Below are 18,500 nucleotides of genomic sequence, written 5' to 3' on the forward strand. Positions count from 1 at the left end.
TTTTAATTGAAATTTTCAAAATTATGTTTATAGAAATAGAACAAGATAATTTAGCAGAGGTTGTAGCTTCAAATGATACAGTTGTAGTTCAGTATTCTGCAACTTGGTGTGGAAATTGCCGCATTATGAAACCAAAATTTAAAATGCTGGCAACTCATAACGAAAGTATACCATTCTTAATGGTTGATGCTGAAAAATTCCCTGATTCAAGAAAACTAGCAACTGTAGATAATTTACCAACATTTGCAACTTTCAAAAACGGAAAATTGGTGAATCAAACACAGACTAACAAGTTAGAAGTATTAACAGAATTGGTTAATGAAGTAATCTAAAAAAGTTTAAAAGGTTATGAGGTTAAAAGTTACTCAAGCCTTTAAACCTTTTAAACACAAAAACTTCAGTATTGATGAAATACTGAAATAAACTCAGCATAAAATGAAATTACCAGTTATCAAACACTTAACTCAATTTATTGAGGATAATGATCAAGATTATTTAGTGGAAACCATTGAAGTTTTAGAAGCTTTAACTGAAGTTCCGTCTTTAAAAGATGAAGAATTAGATGTCATTGGAGAATTAATTTCCAACATGTATGGAGCTCTTGAAGTTCATAAAATGGTGAAAGAAGGAAAAGACAAAAAAACTGCGTTAAATGATTTCATGAAACGTGTTTTAGGATCTATTGATAAATAAAAGAAACTTTGTTAACTATTTAAACCATTAAGATAGTAAGAAAATTTAGAAAACCTTAATGAAACTTACTGTCTTAATGGTTAAATTTTTTTGAATATTATTTATAATATTTTTTCTTCAGCCAAAAGGCCACATTTACTAAAATTATCAAAGCTGGAACTTCAACCAAAGGACCAATAACTCCAGCAAAAGCTTGACCACTATTGATTCCGAAAACTCCAATTGAAACCGCTATAGCTAATTCAAAATTATTACCAGAAGCTGTAAATGATAAAGCTACAGCATCGCGATAATTTGCTCCGATTTTCTTTGCCACAAAAAACATCAAGAAAAACATTATTGAAAAGAAAATCACTAATGGAACTGCTATTCGAAGGACATCTAAAGGCAAATCAACAATCATTTCTCCTTTTAAACTAAACATTACAACAATTGTAAAAAGTAAGGCAATTAAGGTAATAGGAGAAACAAAAGGGATAAATTTCTGATTGAACCATTTATCACCCATATATTTTTTTATTAAAAAGCGACTCATCACAGCCAAAGCAAAGGGAATTCCTAAATAAATGCCGACGGTTTTTGCAATTTCAGAAATGGTAATATTCAATTCCAAACCTTTAATTCCAAACAAAGGCAACATAACTTCTAAATAAAAATAAGCGTATAAACTGAAGAAGAAAACCTGTAAAAGACTATTAATTCCGATTAAACCTGCTGTTAATTCTCGGTTTCCTTCTGCTAATTCATTCCAAACAATCACCATTGCAATACATGGAGCAATTCCTATTATGATTAATCCTGTCATATATTCGGGATAATCTTTTAGGAAAAATGTCGCTAATAAAAACATTAAAAAAGGACCAATAATCCAAGTGATTAATAAAGAAATTCCCAACAATTTTGGTTTTTCAAACATTAAAGGCACTTTCGAAAAATCAATTTTTGTCAAAGGTGGATACATCATTAAAATCAAACCTATTGCTAAAGGAATATTCGTAGTTCCAGAAGAAAAGGAATTAATAACATTTGCTGAATTTGGAATAAAATAACCAATTCCAACACCAATTAACATGGCTAAAAATATCCAAAGGGTAAGATATTTGTCTAAAAATCCTAATCTTTTTCGCATTTAGTTTTTTTTTATTTGAGAAAATACATAATACATTTCCGATGCAATTTCTAAACTTCGTTCAGCATATTTTTCATTCATCAATTCCGTTCCATCAAATGCTTTTGGATCATTGTATCGAATTGGTAATCTAACTTCCGCACCAGCAATAAAAGGACAACCTTCATCTGCTGACGAACAAGTCATGATGGCTGCAAAATTGGATTTTGGATTAAATCCATCATCAAAAGTCTTTGAAAAACAAATGATTGGATGTGAATTGTCATCATATTTCACTGCATAAACAGGATTCTCAGTTTTACTTAATTGCTGAATTTGAAATCCTTGATTTACTAATGTTTCACCAACTTTTGGAAACATAGCAGTAGCTTCTGTTCCACCAGAATAACAAAAAACATTTTGAATCTTAAAATGAAAAGCCATACTTTGAGCCCAAATTTGCGACAAATGACTTCTGCGAGAATTGTGAGTACAAATAAAGTTTAAACGAATTTCTTGATCAGAATTTACTTTATTCTGAATGTAATCTACTAAAGGTTGTAATACTTCTTTTCGTTCGTTTGGAACTGCAATTTTTGAAATTTCTACTAGGGTTTTGGTAAGATTTTCTAACATTTTAGTGAATAATGATTAGTTTTTTTTGTCAATTTTAAGGATTATTAAATATTTCTTTGTAAGACTTCATGAAAAACTTCAAGAGACTTTGTGCTGTGTTTAACAACAACCCGAACCTGGTGTACAATTATTTTCTTTAGCTTTCCACTCTCCTATTTTGACTTTTAATTTTTCTGGTGGAATACCACATTTATCTTTAGCCAAACAATCTGTTAATTTTGAAACTAATAGGAAATTTGTACCATCAAATTCTAGGTTAAATTTACCAATGGTTTCTTTCATTTGGTATTCTACTTCAATTTCTAAATCAGGAATTTTTAATTTATTTTCAGATAGCTCTATGATATTTAATAGCTTTTCAGGATGCAATCTGTGGTCAAAATCATTCGCTTCCCACAATTGGAAATTCACAACTTCTTCATTTCTAACGGTTCCTCCACAATCAATAAAATGCTTGGTCACTTTTCCAACTTCTGTAACATGAAAATGGCTTGGAACCAATTCACCATTTGGCAATTCAAAAGCAATTGTTTCAAGTACTTTAAGACTGTTTTTAATTTCTGATAATTTCATTTTATACTGAATTTAGTTCAACATCTCTTCAATGCTGAAAGTTAAATTATTTTAGTTTTGTTTTTAACAACATTTGTTTTTTAATTCTTTAGAGATTCCTCCAAAATGGTTTTCAATTTTAGCAATCGTTTCTGGATTAACACAATAACAAATGGCTGTACCTTCTATACTTCCTTTTATAATATTTGCGTTTTTAAGTTCCTTTAAATGCTGAGAAACTGTAGGCTGAGCCAACGGCAAAACATCAACTATATCACCACAAATGCAAGAATCCACAGACAATAAATAGTCAACAATCGCAATTCGTGCAGGATGAGATAATGCCCTAAACAAATTTGCCAATTCATTATGTTCAACAGAAAACGACTCTGATTTTGATGCTCCCATATTTTTATATTATTATTATATTGCAATATTACGATATAATAATTAAACTTACTAATATTATTTCCCTTTTTTTAAATAAACATGCCTTTCCCTATTCCAAATTTATTTATTACTTTTGTTGTTTAAAAATATAAGAAAATGGCATCAATAACTTTAGGAGGAAATCCAATATTAACATCGGGTGAATTACCAGTAGTAGGAATGAAAGCACCGAGTTTTAAATTAATTAAAGAAGATTTATCAACGGCATCTTTAGAAGATTTTAGAGGCACAAAATTGGTACTTAACATTTTTCCAAGTATTGATACGGGAACTTGTGCAACTTCTGTAAGAGAATTCAATAGCGAAGCTAGTAATTTAAAAAACGCAAAAGTATTATGTATTTCTAGAGATTTACCTTTTGCTCAAAAACGTTTTTGTGGTGCGGAAGGATTAGAAAATGTGATTAACTTATCTGATTTTAAAGACGGAAGTTTTGGTAAAGATTATGGATTAGAAATTATTGACGGTCCATTAGCAGGTTTGCATTCAAGAGTAGTAATCGTTTTAGATGAAAACGGCACTGTTTTGCATTCGCAACAAGTTAATGAAATTGCAGACGAACCTAATTATGAATCTGCTATCGCTTCCTTATAACAATTTATGAAATTCGAAAAAGACGAAACGCTTTTTACTGGAAGAATTAAAAGCATGGGATTTGCCTTTAAAGGTGCAATAAAACTAATCACTACCGAACACAGTGTAATGGTTCAAAGTTGTTTGGCTGTACTAATGATAATTGCCGGATTTTATTTTGATATTTCTCATGAAGAATGGTTGATTCAAACGTTAGCCATTGGTTTAATTTTAGGAATAGAAGGATTAAATACCGCTGTTGAAAAAATAGCCGATTTTATTCATCCAGATTATCATGAGAGAATTGGTTTTATCAAAGATATTGCTGCTGGAGCAGTATTTTTTGCTGCCTTAACTGCTATTGCAATTGGTTGTATCATTTACATTCCTCATTTTTCATAATACGTAGACATTTACCTTAATCAAGGAGCATAAATATGGCAAAAAAAACAAATACAGTTAAAAAAGAAGCAACAGTAAATAACAAAGAACGAAATAGACAATACAAGTTTATAATTGGCTCTTTTTTAGTACTTATTGCTATAGCTTTATTAGTTTCTTTTGTATCCTACTTTTTTAGTGGAAATGAAGATCAAAGCCAGTTGGATGCATTAACAAATCGCTCGGTAAAAGCAAAAAATTTATTGGGTAAATTTGGCGCTGAGTTATCTAACTTTTTCATTTACAATGGATTTGGTGTAGCTTCTTTTCTTTTTGTTAAAATGATTGCCATGATTGGTATCTATTTCATTTTAGATTTGAGTATTTTTAAATTAAGAAGAACGTTCTTTTGGGATTTATATACTATCATTACAATAGCATTAATTTTTGGCTTTTTTTGGAATCAATTTCCAAACCTTTCAGGAATTGTTGGTTATGAAATGAATCAGTTTATTCAACTTTATATTGGTAAAATTGGTGCTTTTCTTGTAATTCTGTTTATTGTGATTGCATTTCTAATTTTTAAATTAAAAATGTCTCCTGATAAAATAAAAGACAAAGTTGAAAAAGTTAAAAGTAAAATCAATCAACCAATTGAAGATGATGAAACTCAAAACAACGAAAATTCAAATACAATAAACAATGAAAGTGCTTTTGAAATTCCGATAAATGAATCCAAATACAATAAAGACTTTATTTTAGAAGAAGACGAAGAAGCCATTTCAAAAATTGAATTGAAAGCTAATTCTACTTTTGAAATTAATAAAGAAAATCTAAAACCTACTATTTCTCATTCTTCAGAATTGTCATTAGACCCAAAAATTAAAAAAGAAGAACTCTTTAAATCAGATGATAATCACTCGGAAAACTTTTCTATTGAAGAAAAAAATCCAATGAAAGTTATTGAAACTAGTGATGAATCTTTTGTAATCGAAACTGCCGAAGAAGAAGAAACTGTTGAAAGTAATTTGGCAGCAAAAATTGTCGCGGATTTTGGAGAATTTGATCCAACTTTGGAATTATCAAATTACAAAATGCCAAGTATTGAACTTCTAAAAGAGTATTCATCTGGTGGAATTACAATTAATCAATCTGAACTAGAAGCCAACAAAAATAAAATTCTTGAAACCTTAAAAAATTATGGAATCGGAATTTCACAAATAAAAGCTACTGTTGGTCCAACAGTTACCTTGTATGAGATTGTTCCGGATGCTGGTGTGAGAATTTCAAAAATTAAGAATTTAGAAGATGATATTGCACTTTCTTTAGCCGCTTTAGGAATTCGTATCATTGCTCCTATTCCTGGAAAAGGTACTATTGGTATTGAAGTTCCTAATGCAAATCCGACTTTGGTTTCAATGAAAAGTGTTATCGCTTCCGCTAAATTTCAACAATCTGAAATGGAATTACCTATTGCTTTGGGTAAAAATATTTCTAACGAAACTTTTGTTTTTGATTTAGCTAAAATGCCTCACTTATTAATGGCTGGTGCGACAGGTCAAGGAAAATCGGTTGGTTTAAATGCTGTATTAACTTCGCTTTTATATAAAAAACATCCTGCTGAAGTCAAGTTTGTTTTAGTCGATCCAAAAAAAGTAGAACTGACACTTTTTAATAAAATTGAACGACACTATTTAGCCAAACTTCCTGATACTGAAGATGCCATTATTACCGATAATGCTAAAGTAATCAACACATTAAATTCACTATGTATTGAAATGGACAACCGTTATTCTTTGTTAAAAGATGCAATGGTAAGGAACATCAAAGAATACAATGAAAAATTCAAATTAAGAAAACTAAATCCTGAAAACGGACATCGTTTTTTACCTTATATTGTCTTGGTAGTGGATGAGTTTGCGGATTTAATTATGACAGCAGGTAAAGAGGTAGAAACACCTATTGCTCGTTTAGCGCAATTAGCTCGTGCTATTGGAATTCACTTAATTATTGCAACACAAAGACCTTCTGTAAATGTAATTACTGGTATGATCAAAGCCAATTTCCCCGCTAGAATTGCTTTTAGAGTAACCTCAAAAATCGATTCAAGAACTATTTTAGATTCAGGTGGAGCAGATCAATTAATTGGTCGTGGAGACTTACTTTTTACACAAGGAAATGAAATTGTTCGTGTGCAATGTGCCTTTGTAGACACTCCAGAAGTTGAAAAAATTACAGATTATATAGGATCACAAAAAGCATATCCTGAAGCTTATCAACTTCCTGAGTATGTTGGTGAGGAAAGTGGCACAAAACTTGATATCGATATTTCTGATAGAGATACACTTTTCAGAGAAGCTGCCGAAGTGATTGTAACTGCTCAACAAGGAAGTGCCTCATTAATTCAAAGAAAATTAAAATTAGGATACAACAGAGCTGGAAGAATTATTGATCAATTGGAAGCAGCTGGAATTGTTGGACCATTTGAAGGAAGTAAAGCCCGTTCTGTATTAATTCCCGATTTAACTTCATTAGAACATTTTTTAAATAATGAACAAAATAACTAATACAATGAAAACCTTTTTAAAAATCACACTACTTTTACTGGTAAGCCTTAATATGCAAGCACAAGATGCAAAAAAAGCAAAAAAACTTTTAGATGATGTAGCTGCAAAAGCAAAAACTTATACCAACATCGTGATTGATTTTAACTATTCTTTAAAAAATACCAAAGAAAAAATCAACCAAGAAAGTAAAGGAAACGTTGCTATTAATGGTAATAAGTATGTTTTAAATTTTATGGGTGTTACCAAAATCTATGATGGAAAAAAAACATATACCATTGTTCCCGAAGATGAAGAAATCACTATTTCTAACGGAAAAGACAATGATAAAGAAATTACTCCAGATAAAATGTTGACTTTCTTTCAATCCGGTTACACTTATTCTTGGGGAATTTTACAAAATATCAAAGGAAGAAAAATCCAATATGTAGTATTAAAACCTACCAACACAAAAGATGATGTTAAAGAAGTTCAAATCGGAATAGATACTGCTACTAATCATATTTATAGCATGATTGAAACTGATAAAAAAGGAACAGTTACTACTTTAATTGTTAATTCTTTTAAAACAAACCAACCTTTATCAAAAAATCATTTTACTTTTACCGAATCAAAATATCCAGATTATTATATTAATAGAATAGATTAATAACCCTTCGGTGAAAATATTAGATAAATATATTTTAAAGTCTTATTTAATTACTTTTACTTCTGTATTTGTAATTTTATTCTTCATTTTCGTACTTCAAGGTATTTGGCTTTTCATTTCTGAATTAGCTGGTAAAGACCTTGATTTTATTGTAATTCTAAAGTTTTTGGCGTTTTATGCTCCAACAATAGTTCCTTTAGTGTTGCCATTATCTGTTTTACTTGCTGCCATTATGACTTTCGGAACCTTTTCTGAAAATTATGAATTCGCAGCCATGAAATCATCAGGAATTTCGTTAAACAGAGCTATGAAATTCTTAACCGTATTCATTTGTGGTCTTGCATTAGTGGCGTTTTTCTTTTCAAACAATGTGATTCCAAGAGCGCAATACAAATTTTTAAACCTAAGAAAAGATATTGTTCAGCAAAAACCTGCAATGGCTATTGTTGAAGGTCAATTCAACCAAATTGGAACTACAAATATCAAAGTAGATAAAAAAACAGGTGATAAAGGTCAATTTTTAGAAGGCATCACTTTACACAAAAAAAACATAAAAACTCAAAACGGTGCATCAGTAATCATCAATGCAAAAAATGGCTTATTGAGAAGTGATGAAGAAGAAAATCTTTTGATTTTAGAACTTTATGATGGAAATTATTATGAAGATTTGTATCCTAAAAAATTTGAAGATCAAAATAAAAATCCTTTTGCAAAAAGTTCTTTTAAAAAATATATTTTAACCATTGATATTGGAAAATTAGACACAAGTAATGATACTGGTGAAATTACAAATACCAACAATATGCTGAATGTTAATGAATTAAATATTACTATTGATTCATTACAAAAAAAATACAATGAAGATATATTTTCGTTTTCTGAAAATATTACGCAAAGAAATGCCTTTGTACTCCAAAAAAGTCAAAAGTTACCTTCTAACAACATCACAAAAAAAGACAGTCTATTTAAAAATATCTTAGATTTATACATTCCTGTTGACCAAAAAAAGATATTGGATATTGCTATAAACAATACCACAAGTATGGATTTTACTATCAAAAGTAGTAGAGAAGACTTGATGTTTAAAAAGAAAAACATTAACCAACATTGGATCGCTATTCATGAAAAATTTATGCTAGCTTTTTCATGCTTACTCATGTTTTTTATTGGTGCTCCGCTTGGTGCAATCATTAGAAAAGGTGGTTTGGGCTTACCCATGGTTTTTGCAACAATGATTTTTATTACTTTTTATTTCATAAATACATTTGGAAAAAAATTAGCTCAAGAAGACAGTCTTCCTACTTTCTTAGGAACTTGGTTGGGTTCTATTATACTCTTACCATTAGCCATTTTACTTACATACAGAGCTACTAACGATATAGGAATAATGATCAGTTTTGACTGGATTACAGATCCAATTAAAAAATTGTTTACAAAATATAGAAAACCAGAGAAAAATGTCAACTAAAATACAACTCAACACAATTGAAGAAGCCATTGAAGATATTCGCTTAGGAAAAATAATAATTGTAGTTGATGATGAAGATAGAGAAAATGAAGGCGATTTTTTAGCTGCTGCTGAAAAGGTTACTCCAGAAATGATTAACTTCATGGCAACACATGGTCGTGGACTAATTTGTGCTCCATTAACCGAAAGCAGATGTAAAGAACTTGATTTACATACTATGGTTACCAATAATACAGATCCTATGGAAACAGCATTTACAGTTTCTATAGATTTAAAAGGCAATGGTGTTACTACTGGAATATCTGCTGCTGATAGAGCTAAAACCATTTTATCATTAGTCAATACTGAAACTAAACCCTATGATTTAGCAAGGCCTGGTCATATTTTTCCTCTAATTGCAAAGCAAGGTGGGGTATTAAGAAGAACTGGTCATACTGAAGCTGCTATTGATTTTGCTAGATTAGCTGGCTTTACTCCTGCTGGTGTTATTGTTGAAATAATGAATGAAGATGGAACAATGGCAAGATTGCCTCAGTTGGTTGAAGTGGCTAAAAAATTCGATTTGAAACTTGTTTCAATTGAAGATTTAGTGGCTTATAGAATGCAACACGACAGCTTGATTCAAAAGAAAGAAGACTTTGAAATTACAACACGTTTTGGTGATTTTAGATTAAAAGCTTATTTACAAACTACCAACAAACAAGTGCATATTGCCTTAACAAAAGGCAGTTGGAACAAAGGTGATGAAGTTTTAACACGAATAAATTCATCACAAATAAATAACGACATTTTAGGAACCTTAACTTCTAATCCAGATAACAAGTTAGAGGCTATGTTCAAAAAAATAAATGAAGAAGGAAAAGGTGCTGTTTTGTTTATCAATCAAGAAAAACAATCCCTTGAAATGCTAAATAGAATTATTGAACTTAAAAACTTACAAGAACAAAATATTTTAAAAGCGCCACAAATAAAAATGGATGCTAAAGATTTTGGTATTGGAGCTCAAATTCTTCATGATTTAAACATTAGTAAAATAAAATTACTATCAAATTCTGAACAAACCAAACGTGTAGGAATGATTGGTTACGGATTAGAAATTACTGAATACGTGAATTATTAATGCAAAAAATCAAATAAAAATTTGAAATAACTGAAATTTAATTTCTTAAGTAGTTTTTATTTTCTAATTTAGGAGCTTATAAACACAAAAAACAAAACAAAATGTCAGGAATTTTAGATTTAATCCATAGTGATTTAGGAAAACAAATCATTGGAAACATTACCGAAAAAACAGGTGTTAATGCAGCACAAGCAACTGCAGTTGTTACCAACGGTTTACCCGAAATTTTAGGTAAAATGCAACAAAATGCTGCAACTGGTGATTCTGGTTTAATGGGTGCTTTACTTGGTGGAAAACACGATGGAAGTATTTTAGATAATATAGGTGGCTTTTTAAATGGTGGTGATTTTTCTGACGGAAAAAAGATACTTGGTCATGTTTTAGGTGGTGATCAAGACAATATGATTCAAGGATTAAGTTCTAAAACTGGTGTTGATTCTAGTATTATTTCTAAAATACTACCAATGTTAGCTCCGATTGTTATGGGATATTTAGGAAAACAAGTTCAAAATAAAGGAGTTCAAAGCTCTGGTGGTTTAGGAGATTTATTAGGCGGATTACTAGGTGGTGCAAATCAAGCTGGTGGCTCTTCAGTATTGACATCTGTTTTAGATCAAAATGGTGATGGAAAATTAGATATTTCAGATGCCATGTCAGCTTTAAGCGGAAATAAAAAGAAAAGTGGTGGCTTATTAGGCGGATTACTTGGAGGTTTATTTGGTAAAAAATAGGCTATACAACCATATTACTACTAGAAAAGCTTCAATTAATGAAGCTTTTTTTTTATCTTTATACCAACTATAAATCATTTGCTATGAAATATTATATAGGAACTTTTTTGCTGCTTTTCATATTGCTTTTTAGTTGTAATTCTACAAAAACAATAGATCAAAAAACAACTTCTGGTACCATTTCTGATACTGTTAGAATCGCTAATGAGGAGCTAGAATATGAAGTCATTATTATTGACGCTCAATACAGCTCATGGCTTTACACAAATGCAAGACCTAGAAACTACTATTCTCAAAGTTTTTTAGAATCAAGAAATAGAGTTTGGCTTTTAGAGTGGAACAGACGAACAATGAATCCTAGTCAATACAATCCAAATTTATATGAAATGACTGTAAATTACGATCCTAATGTTGACTATGGTTATGAAGTCAATTATTTAATATACAACTATTTAGTGTTTTTTCAAAATCGTTACAATCAACCTTTAGGAACTTTTTCAGCCCGAATTTAATATGCTTAACAAACTTAAAAAACGTTGGAACGTAGATTCTAACTTAACATTAGCCACAATTTTTATAGTATTTGCCATTACAGGTTACAGTTCTTTACAAATTGCAAAACCTTTTTTATCACTTATCGGAATAACAGAAACATCTGTACCCTATTGGTTATATCGTGTTCTTAGATTATTTTTAATATTTCCAATATATCAAATCCTTTTGGTTTTTGTTGGAACACTTTTTGGACAATTTGCATTCTTTTGGGAATTTGAAAAGAAAATGCTAAATCGAATTAAATTAGGCTTTATTGCCAATTACGTAGATAGTAAAATTAAAAAAGGAGCTCAAAAATAGAACTCCTTTTTTAGTAACAAACAAACTAAAAACTATCTTTAATTTTCTTTACTGATTACATATTTATAAATCCATGTTAGGGTAAACGTTGGAATAAAATCAAGTATTAATGGAAAAGCTTCCTCAATAAATCCAATAATACCAGCTACTTTTCCGGTTGTACCTTTATACATAGCAACTAACAATAACCCAGAAACTGGTGCCCAAACTACATCTATAGTTTCACCTAAAACTGGAATAACATAAGATAACATTCCTATTAAGTCAAAAATTATACTTAATACTAATTTAAAACGCTTATCTGAAGTTGTTTTGTTTTTTAAAATTTCAATCTCATGTGACATTTATTATTTATTATTTAATAGGTTACCCATAAATATACAAATAGAATGCCAAAAACTATTTTTGATTTTTATTAATCATGTTGTATAAATCATCACGAAACTCTTTTTGATGGTACACGCCACCATATTGTAAAGTAGAAGTATAACTGCTTTCGTCTTTAATTCCTCTACTAGAAACACATAAATGCTCAGCTTCCATTACTACCATTACATCATCAGTTTCTAAAACCGTTTTTAATTCTGTAAAAATTTGCATGATTAAACGCTCCTGAACTTGAGGTCTTCTAGCGTAATAATCAACAATTCTGTTCAATTTTGATAAACCAATTACCTTTCCTGAAGAAACATAGCCTATATGAGCCTTTCCAACAATGGGTAAAAAGTGGTGTTCGCAAGTAGAATTAAAACTAATATTAGCTTCTACTAACATTTTGTCATAATTATAAGAATTATCAAAGACGGATATTTTAGGCTTATTTGCAGGATTTAATCCCGAAAAAATTTCTTGAACAAACATTTTCGCAACTCTATGTGGTGTTCCACTCAAGCTATCGTCTGTTAAGTCTAATCCTAACTCTTTCATAATTACTTCAAAATGCTTTTCAATAACTTGCATTTTATCTGCATCAGATTTGTCAAAAGCATCTGCTCTTAAAGGTGTGTCTACAGATGTCATTTGGTGATTGTCTCCAATGATATCAAATATTTCTTTTTCAATAAGTGTGTTCATAGCAAATTTTCCCTTACTTTAATTTTGATGAATAATATTTTCTTAACTTCTCAAGTTTTGGAGCAATCACCATTTGACAATAGCCTTGCGTTTTGTTTTGATTGTAATAATTTTGATGATAAGCCTCAGCTTCATAAAAAACAACTGCACTTGAAACAGCCGTTACAATTGGGTCTTCGTATAACTTTTCTTTTTCAATCAAAGCAATGTAAGCTTCAGCTTGAGTTTTTTGCTCTTCAGAATGATAAAAAATTTCACTTCTATATTGTGTTCCAACATCAGCACCTTGTCTATTCAAGGTTGTTGGGTTATGAGTAGCAAAAAACACTTCTAATAGGTCTTGAAAAGCAATTTTTTTCGGATCAAAAGTGATTTGAATCGCTTCAGCATGACCCGTTTCTCCTGTACAAATTTCTCTGTAGCTCGGATTCTTAATGGTTCCACCTGTATATCCAGAAACCACTTTTTCAACTCCATCTAATTCTAAAAAAACGGCTTCTGTGCACCAAAAACATCCGCCTGCAATAGTAGCAACTTCTTTTCCTTCTTCAGTATTCATAACCACTGGTTTTTTAAATTCTATATTTTCAACAACAGTTTCTTTAGGTTTACAAAAACCCAACGACAAGAAACTAAGACACAATAAAAATTTCATGATAACTATTTTTTTTGTTTAACAAATATACAAAAAAATTAAACACTTTTGAGTTTTTAACTTTTCTTTATAGGTTTATTTACGTTTAAACAAAGGTTTTGGTTTAAAATCACAACAATTAAAAGCTTTATGTACTACTAATGGAAATAGTATAAATAAAGTAAAAAATGATGTAAGTAACTTATACTTAGTGTGCTTTAAATTTGTAAAGTACATCATTAAAGAATTAAATCTTTGTTGAATACAAAACAAAAAATAGTAATTAAAAAATTATTTATCATGTTAAAATGGACTGTTATTTTCGTTGTTCTAGCAATAGTTGCTGGAGTTTTAGGTTTTGGAGGAATTGCAGCTGGTGCTTCAAATATTGCAAGAGTCTTATTTTTTATCTTTATTGTTCTTTTTATTTTATCCATAATTAGAGGTAAAAAAGTATAAATATAAATACATGTAAGATTTGAGATGAATTTCTTTAAGTATTCAACCTATATGTTGTTGCTAATTTTTCTAAAAAAAGAAATCAATAGATTTAACAAAACAAAAAAATCTTTGTTTCTTTGTAAAAATAGCTAACAATGATTCAAGTTAAAGAACTTCATAAATATTATGGAAACCTTCATGTATTAAAAGGAGTAGATTTAGAAATTAAAAAAGGTGAAATCGTTTCTATAGTAGGTACTTCTGGTGCTGGTAAAACTACTTTATTGCAAATATTAGGAACTTTAGACCAACCTAGTAGCGATAATAAAACCGTTTTAACCATCAATAATGAAAGTATTTTGAGTCTTTCTGATAAAGAATTATCAAAATTTAGAAACAAAAATTTAGGGTTTATTTTTCAATTTCATCAATTATTGCCTGAATTTACAGCTTTAGAAAACGTCTGTATTCCAGCATACATTGCTAATCGTTCCAAAGCAGATGCTGAATCGGAAGCATTGCGACTTTTAACTTATTTAGGCTTAGAAAAACGTATTCATCACAAACCTAGTGAACTTTCTGGTGGTGAACAACAACGTGTTGCAGTAGCAAGAGCTTTAATTAACAATCCTGCTGTGATTTTTGCAGATGAACCTTCAGGAAATTTGGATACGCAATCGGCTGAAATGTTACACCAACTGTTTTTTAAACTTCGTGAAGAATTCAATCAAACCTTTGTAATTGTTACTCATAATGAAGATTTAGCCAATATGGCAGACCGAAAATTAGTCATGAAAGATGGTTTAATAATTGAGTAATGATAACAATATTAATCAGTTGGTTGCTTATTTTTTATATGATTTCTGTTTCAGGAATTGCAATTAAAAACAGGCTAAAACTTACTGATGAAAAAGCATTTATTCCACTTTACGGAATTGTATTTCAAACGCTCTTTATAGGTATTGCAGCCTTTTTTTATAAGATTGAAATGGCCTTTTTTATAGTAAACTCGCTTTTAATTGTTGTATTAAGTACTGTTTTTCGGAATGAAGTAAAATCATTTTTTGCCGCTTTTTTCAAATCATTAAATCCAAAACATAAAACTTTTTTTGGAATCATCATACTATTAACCGCTTTTAAATCAGCACAAGTTCCTACAATTTTTGATAACGAAAGCTATTACATTCAAACCATAAAATGGCTCAACGAATATGGTTATGTAAAAGGAATTGCCAATGTGCATCCCTTTTTGGCTCAATGTTCCTTTTGGCATGTGTTTCAAAGTGGTTTCAATTTTTCTTTTATCGGATTTCTATTTAATGATGTAAATGGTTTATTGGTACTTATTGGTGTCTATTATTTTTTAAATGAATTTGCTCAAAAATCAAATGTATATCTCGTTATATATAGCCTATTGTTGGTTTTTTACTTTCAATTTATTGATGCACCTTCACCAGATTTACCCATTTTAGTATTTTGTAGTATTTTATTTTACGAATTCATTTTCAAAACTTTAGATGCTAAGAAAAGTAAGACCTTACTCTTATTTATATTGTTCATTTGTTTCATAAAACTTACAGTTGCTCCTTTATTACTACTGACACTCTTCCTGCTAAAAAAACAGCCATCAAACAGTGCTTTTTTTATAAGTACTAGTTTAGTTTTGGGTACAGTTTGGATATTAAAAAATAGCATAATTACAGGCTTACCGCTTTTCCCATTAAATAATATAGATTTAAATTTGGATTGGAAAATGGCTCTCAATTTATTTGAAATGGTTACTCAAGGCACTATAGATGCTGGTTATGCCGAAAATTTAGTCTATACCAAAAACCTAAATATCATTGAAAAACTCAATTTATGGATTCATCTTAAAGGCTTGAATGCCGTTTTCAATATAGGAGTGATTTTACTTTTCATTTTAGTACCTTTTTCTTCTTTTTTTAAGAAGTTTAAATTCAGAGTGCTCTATTTGTGTTTATGGATTCATTTTCTATTTCTATTAATAACTTCTCCACAATACCGCTTTTTTCTACCTATTTTTATATTGTTTTTAGGAATCATTCTATATGATATTTCAAACAAAATAAAGTTCATTAAAAATACAATTGCAATTCTTTCGGTGAGTTTTATAGCCTTAATTGTAAGTGTTTTAGTCGATTTAAAATCATTAAATATCAATAACATTCATTTTCAACAAATACTAGTTCCCGAATCTAATTCAAAATATAAAAATGTTGAATTAGATAAAATTTCAACTTCTAATTTTGAATATTATGATGCTCAATTTCATTCTCTATTTGAAACTTCTAACGGAGCATTACCTTGTGTAAGCAAAAGATTATTAGATTATTACAGAGTTTCTCCACAACAAAGAACTTCAAATATTAAAGACGGATTTTATGCCAAAGAAATCAAAAATGAATAAACAAGAACTCAAAGATTTTTTAGACGAAAAAGTCATTTTATACAACAACACCCAATTTATTGATAGTGATCCCATTCAAATTCCGCATTTATATACATTAAATGAAGATATTGAAATTGCAGGTTTTTTAACAGCCACTATTTCATGGGGAAATCGAAAAATGATCATCAAAAATGCCCAACGATTAATGGAAATGCTTGGTAATTCACCATACGATTTTGTCATGAATCACACCGAAAATCAGTTGGAACACCTTGCTCCTTTTGTACATCGAACTTTTAACAGTGATGATGCCATTACATTTATAAAAGCACTTCAAAATATTTATAAAAATCATGAAGGTTTAGAAACACTTTTTAGTAAACACCAAGAAAAAAAATCCCTTCAAAAAAGCATTCATGAATTTAAAAAAGTGTTTTTTGAAATTGATCATTTGACCAGAACTCAAAAACATGTTTCTGATCCATTAAATAATTCAGCAGCAAAAAGAATCAATATATAAATACGGGTAATTAGAGTGGTAGGATTTTTGTATATAGAATAATATCTTTGCAAAGAATAATTGTAGATACTAATGGGATTAACCATAGAAGAGCTTAAAGAATTTTTAGATGCAAAGGTAAATGAATTTAATACTGTTAACTTCATTGAACCAGACCCTATTAGTGTCCCTCACAGATATTCACGCAAAGAAGATATTGAGATAGCAAGTTTCCTTGCATCATCTATTGCTTGGGGTAATCGTAAAATGATTACCAAGAACGGTCACCGCATGATGGATTTGTTGGGAGACTCACCATACGATTTTGTAATGTCTCACCAAGAACATCAACTTGAGCGACTTGAAACATTTGTGCATCGCACCTTCAATGGTGAAGACTTTAAGTATTTTATTAAAGCTCTAAAACATGTTTATTCAGTTCATGGTGGTTTAGAATCTATATTCACTAAGTACCAAACTGAAAATTCATTACAACCAGCAATTCATGAGTTAAATAGAATTTTCTTTGAGATTGAACACCCACAAAGAACAAGAAAACATGTTGCAGACCCTATTAAAGGAAGTGTTGCGAAGAGAATTAACATGAGTCTTAGGTGGTTATGTCGCAAAGATAACAAAGGTGTAGATTTTGGTATTTGGGATATTAGTTCAGCTAAACTATCTTGTCCTTTAGATGTACATTCTGGTAATGTCGCTAGAAAATTAGGATTGATTAATCGTAAAAACAACGATATAAAAGCACTTGAAGAGCTTGATAAATCACTAAGAGAACTTGACCCAAACGACCCCGTAAAATACGATTTTGCTTTGTTTGGTTTAGGTATTTTTGAAGGTTTTTAAAATTGAATTGGTGAACTATTCCTTTAAATCTAGATACGCAATATTAGTAAGTTGATTAAAAAAAGATGAATCTGATATTGTTATTAAAAGCTTATAATAATCCGATTCCTTACTAAAGAATAATTCTCTCAAGGGGTTAAGGAATTCATCAATACTCCCAGTTATTATTTCTCTATTCATTTTCCAGAAGTCAAAGCTATTTCCTTCGTATCTGTGAGTTTTATTGTCTTTCGAATCATAATATTTAAGAAAACCGACCTTTTTATTATGAATAGAAAAAACTCTTGCATGTACCATTGTATTTCTCAGATGGCTAATTAACAATTGTGAATCTTTATTAATTTTTGAGATATTTGTTGATATGACTTCAATTAAATGTTCAAAATCAATCAATAATTCCAAACAGTTTATTAGGTTTCTACTATTACATTCATTCTTTAATATCTCTAGTTGGTCTTCCTTTTCAACAATAATATCTATTAATCCAGTAAACCAAATACAAAAAATTCTATTTTTTAATTCGGGTGGTAAGTTTAATTCTTTGCCATAAATAAATTCACCCCAGTTTTTAACAAACATTAAATGGTCTGAATGAAGTGTAATTATAATATTTATTATTTCTTTATCTGTAAATTCGTTTGGTTTTGAAATTTTCATAATTAGTAGATATACTCATTAGTAATTTGAACATAGCTAAGAAAGGAAAATAAAATATAATTACCCAGTAATATCTCAAAGAATTACTTATTTTTTATAAAGTCTACCATTGATTAATAACATTTCAACATTCATTTTAGCCAT

Annotated in this window: 23 protein-coding genes and 1 pseudogene; 16 read left to right on the forward strand and 8 right to left on the reverse strand. The window is 29.7% G+C overall.

From position 1 onward, the window contains the following. Window positions 1-23 precede the first annotated feature (23 nt). Complete coding sequence (locus ACTF56_RS03620; RefSeq protein ID WP_438965550.1) at window positions 24-332, forward strand: thioredoxin family protein; 309 nt, start codon at window positions 24-26, stop codon at window positions 330-332. A gap of 103 nt (window positions 333-435) precedes the next feature. Further along, window positions 436-693: a DUF6952 family protein gene (locus ACTF56_RS03625; RefSeq protein WP_026716035.1), complete on the forward strand. Its 258-nt coding sequence runs from the start codon at window positions 436-438 to the stop codon at window positions 691-693. A 97-nt stretch (window positions 694-790) separates the two neighbouring features. Here ACTF56_RS03625 and arsB read toward each other — a convergent pair whose 3' ends face one another. The 4 genes from arsB to ACTF56_RS03645 all read right to left on the reverse strand — a co-directional run bounded on the left by arsB (window position 791) and on the right by ACTF56_RS03645 (window position 3,397). Beyond that, window positions 791-1,822, reverse strand: coding sequence for an ACR3 family arsenite efflux transporter (gene arsB / locus ACTF56_RS03630; protein ID WP_438965551.1), 1,032 nt, complete (start codon window positions 1,820-1,822; stop codon window positions 791-793). Next, window positions 1,823-2,437: a low molecular weight phosphatase family protein gene (locus ACTF56_RS03635; protein WP_438965552.1), complete on the reverse strand. Its 615-nt coding sequence runs from the start codon at window positions 2,435-2,437 to the stop codon at window positions 1,823-1,825. Window positions 2,438-2,536: 99 nt separating this feature from the next. Next, complete coding sequence (locus ACTF56_RS03640; protein ID WP_438965553.1) at window positions 2,537-3,010, reverse strand: DUF6428 family protein; 474 nt, start codon at window positions 3,008-3,010, stop codon at window positions 2,537-2,539. A 63-nt stretch (window positions 3,011-3,073) separates the two neighbouring features. Continuing rightward, window positions 3,074-3,397, reverse strand: a complete 324-nt coding sequence (locus tag ACTF56_RS03645; protein ID WP_438965554.1) for an ArsR/SmtB family transcription factor — start codon at window positions 3,395-3,397, stop codon at window positions 3,074-3,076. 138 nt (window positions 3,398-3,535) lie between these two features. On the opposite strand from ACTF56_RS03645, the gene tpx reads away from it, so the two are divergent. The 9 genes from tpx to ACTF56_RS03690 all read left to right on the forward strand — a co-directional run bounded on the left by tpx (window position 3,536) and on the right by ACTF56_RS03690 (window position 11,780). Then, entirely contained in the window at window positions 3,536-4,033 is a 498-nt protein-coding gene (gene tpx, locus ACTF56_RS03650) for a thiol peroxidase (protein ID WP_438965555.1), read from the forward strand. 6 nt (window positions 4,034-4,039) lie between these two features. Then, on the forward strand, window positions 4,040-4,414 hold the full coding sequence (locus ACTF56_RS03655; protein WP_438965556.1) for a diacylglycerol kinase: 375 nt from the start codon (window positions 4,040-4,042) through the stop codon (window positions 4,412-4,414). 35 nt (window positions 4,415-4,449) lie between these two features. Continuing rightward, window positions 4,450-6,960 (forward strand): DNA translocase FtsK, encoded by a 2,511-nt coding sequence (locus tag ACTF56_RS03660; protein WP_438965557.1) that lies wholly within the window; start codon window positions 4,450-4,452, stop codon window positions 6,958-6,960. A 4-nt stretch (window positions 6,961-6,964) separates the two neighbouring features. Next, a complete protein-coding gene (locus ACTF56_RS03665) occupies window positions 6,965-7,606 on the forward strand; it encodes a LolA family protein (RefSeq protein WP_438965558.1) in 642 nt (213 codons plus the stop codon). 10 nt (window positions 7,607-7,616) lie between these two features. Then, a complete protein-coding gene (locus ACTF56_RS03670) occupies window positions 7,617-9,074 on the forward strand; it encodes an LptF/LptG family permease (protein WP_438965559.1) in 1,458 nt (485 codons plus the stop codon). Next, complete coding sequence (gene ribB, locus ACTF56_RS03675) at window positions 9,064-10,194, forward strand: 3,4-dihydroxy-2-butanone-4-phosphate synthase (RefSeq protein ID WP_438965560.1); 1,131 nt, start codon at window positions 9,064-9,066, stop codon at window positions 10,192-10,194. Before ACTF56_RS03670 ends, ribB begins: the two co-directional genes overlap by 11 nt. A gap of 101 nt (window positions 10,195-10,295) precedes the next feature. Then, entirely contained in the window at window positions 10,296-10,925 is a 630-nt protein-coding gene (locus ACTF56_RS03680; protein ID WP_438965561.1) for a DUF937 domain-containing protein, read from the forward strand. A gap of 83 nt (window positions 10,926-11,008) precedes the next feature. Next, complete coding sequence (locus ACTF56_RS03685) at window positions 11,009-11,437, forward strand: DUF6146 family protein (RefSeq protein ID WP_438965562.1); 429 nt, start codon at window positions 11,009-11,011, stop codon at window positions 11,435-11,437. Window position 11,438: 1 nt separating this feature from the next. Further along, the gene (locus ACTF56_RS03690) at window positions 11,439-11,780 is read left to right on the forward strand and encodes a DUF6787 family protein (protein ID WP_438965563.1); all 342 of its coding nucleotides are present in this window, start codon (window positions 11,439-11,441) and stop codon (window positions 11,778-11,780) included. A gap of 38 nt (window positions 11,781-11,818) precedes the next feature. Here ACTF56_RS03690 and ACTF56_RS03695 read toward each other — a convergent pair whose 3' ends face one another. From ACTF56_RS03695 to msrA, 3 genes are read right to left on the reverse strand one after another with little or no spacing between them, the layout of a single operon-like run. After that, window positions 11,819-12,124 carry a hypothetical protein gene (locus ACTF56_RS03695; protein ID WP_438965564.1) on the reverse strand — a complete coding sequence of 102 codons (306 nt, stop codon included), beginning with the start codon at window positions 12,122-12,124 and terminating at the stop codon, window positions 11,819-11,821. Window positions 12,125-12,179: 55 nt separating this feature from the next. Then, window positions 12,180-12,854 carry a GTP cyclohydrolase I FolE gene (folE, locus tag ACTF56_RS03700; protein ID WP_438965565.1) on the reverse strand — a complete coding sequence of 225 codons (675 nt, stop codon included), beginning with the start codon at window positions 12,852-12,854 and terminating at the stop codon, window positions 12,180-12,182. Window positions 12,855-12,867: 13 nt separating this feature from the next. Beyond that, the gene (gene msrA / locus ACTF56_RS03705) at window positions 12,868-13,413 is read right to left on the reverse strand and encodes a peptide-methionine (S)-S-oxide reductase MsrA (protein ID WP_438965609.1); all 546 of its coding nucleotides are present in this window, start codon (window positions 13,411-13,413) and stop codon (window positions 12,868-12,870) included. A 375-nt stretch (window positions 13,414-13,788) separates the two neighbouring features. Between msrA and ACTF56_RS03710 the strand changes: the two genes are divergently transcribed. The 5 genes and pseudogenes from ACTF56_RS03710 (at window position 13,789) to ACTF56_RS03730 (ending at window position 17,699) form a co-directional block, all read left to right on the forward strand. Then, window positions 13,789-13,947 carry a DUF1328 domain-containing protein gene (locus ACTF56_RS03710; protein ID WP_438965566.1) on the forward strand — a complete coding sequence of 53 codons (159 nt, stop codon included), beginning with the start codon at window positions 13,789-13,791 and terminating at the stop codon, window positions 13,945-13,947. A gap of 137 nt (window positions 13,948-14,084) precedes the next feature. Continuing rightward, a complete protein-coding gene (locus ACTF56_RS03715; RefSeq protein WP_438965567.1) occupies window positions 14,085-14,747 on the forward strand; it encodes an ABC transporter ATP-binding protein in 663 nt (220 codons plus the stop codon). Then, window positions 14,747-16,357 carry an LIC_10190 family membrane protein gene (locus tag ACTF56_RS03720; RefSeq protein WP_438965568.1) on the forward strand — a complete coding sequence of 537 codons (1,611 nt, stop codon included), beginning with the start codon at window positions 14,747-14,749 and terminating at the stop codon, window positions 16,355-16,357. The genes ACTF56_RS03715 and ACTF56_RS03720 overlap by 1 nt, the downstream gene beginning before the upstream one ends. Then, window positions 16,350-16,856 (forward strand): annotated as a pseudogene (locus tag ACTF56_RS03725) (DUF2400 domain-containing protein); the annotation flags it as partial. The gene ACTF56_RS03720 and the pseudogene ACTF56_RS03725, both read left to right, overlap by 8 nt. A 75-nt stretch (window positions 16,857-16,931) precedes the next feature. After that, window positions 16,932-17,699: a TIGR02757 family protein gene (locus ACTF56_RS03730; RefSeq protein WP_438965569.1), complete on the forward strand. Its 768-nt coding sequence runs from the start codon at window positions 16,932-16,934 to the stop codon at window positions 17,697-17,699. Window positions 17,700-17,714: 15 nt separating this feature from the next. On the opposite strand, the gene ACTF56_RS03735 is transcribed toward ACTF56_RS03730, so the two are convergent. After that, window positions 17,715-18,356, reverse strand: coding sequence for a hypothetical protein (locus tag ACTF56_RS03735; RefSeq protein ID WP_438965570.1), 642 nt, complete (start codon window positions 18,354-18,356; stop codon window positions 17,715-17,717). Between the last annotated feature and the right edge of the window lie 144 nt (window positions 18,357-18,500).

Origin of the sequence: Flavobacterium sp., from assembly GCF_965657075.1 — a bacterium.
Classification (GTDB): Bacteria; Bacteroidota; Bacteroidia; order Flavobacteriales; family Flavobacteriaceae; genus Flavobacterium.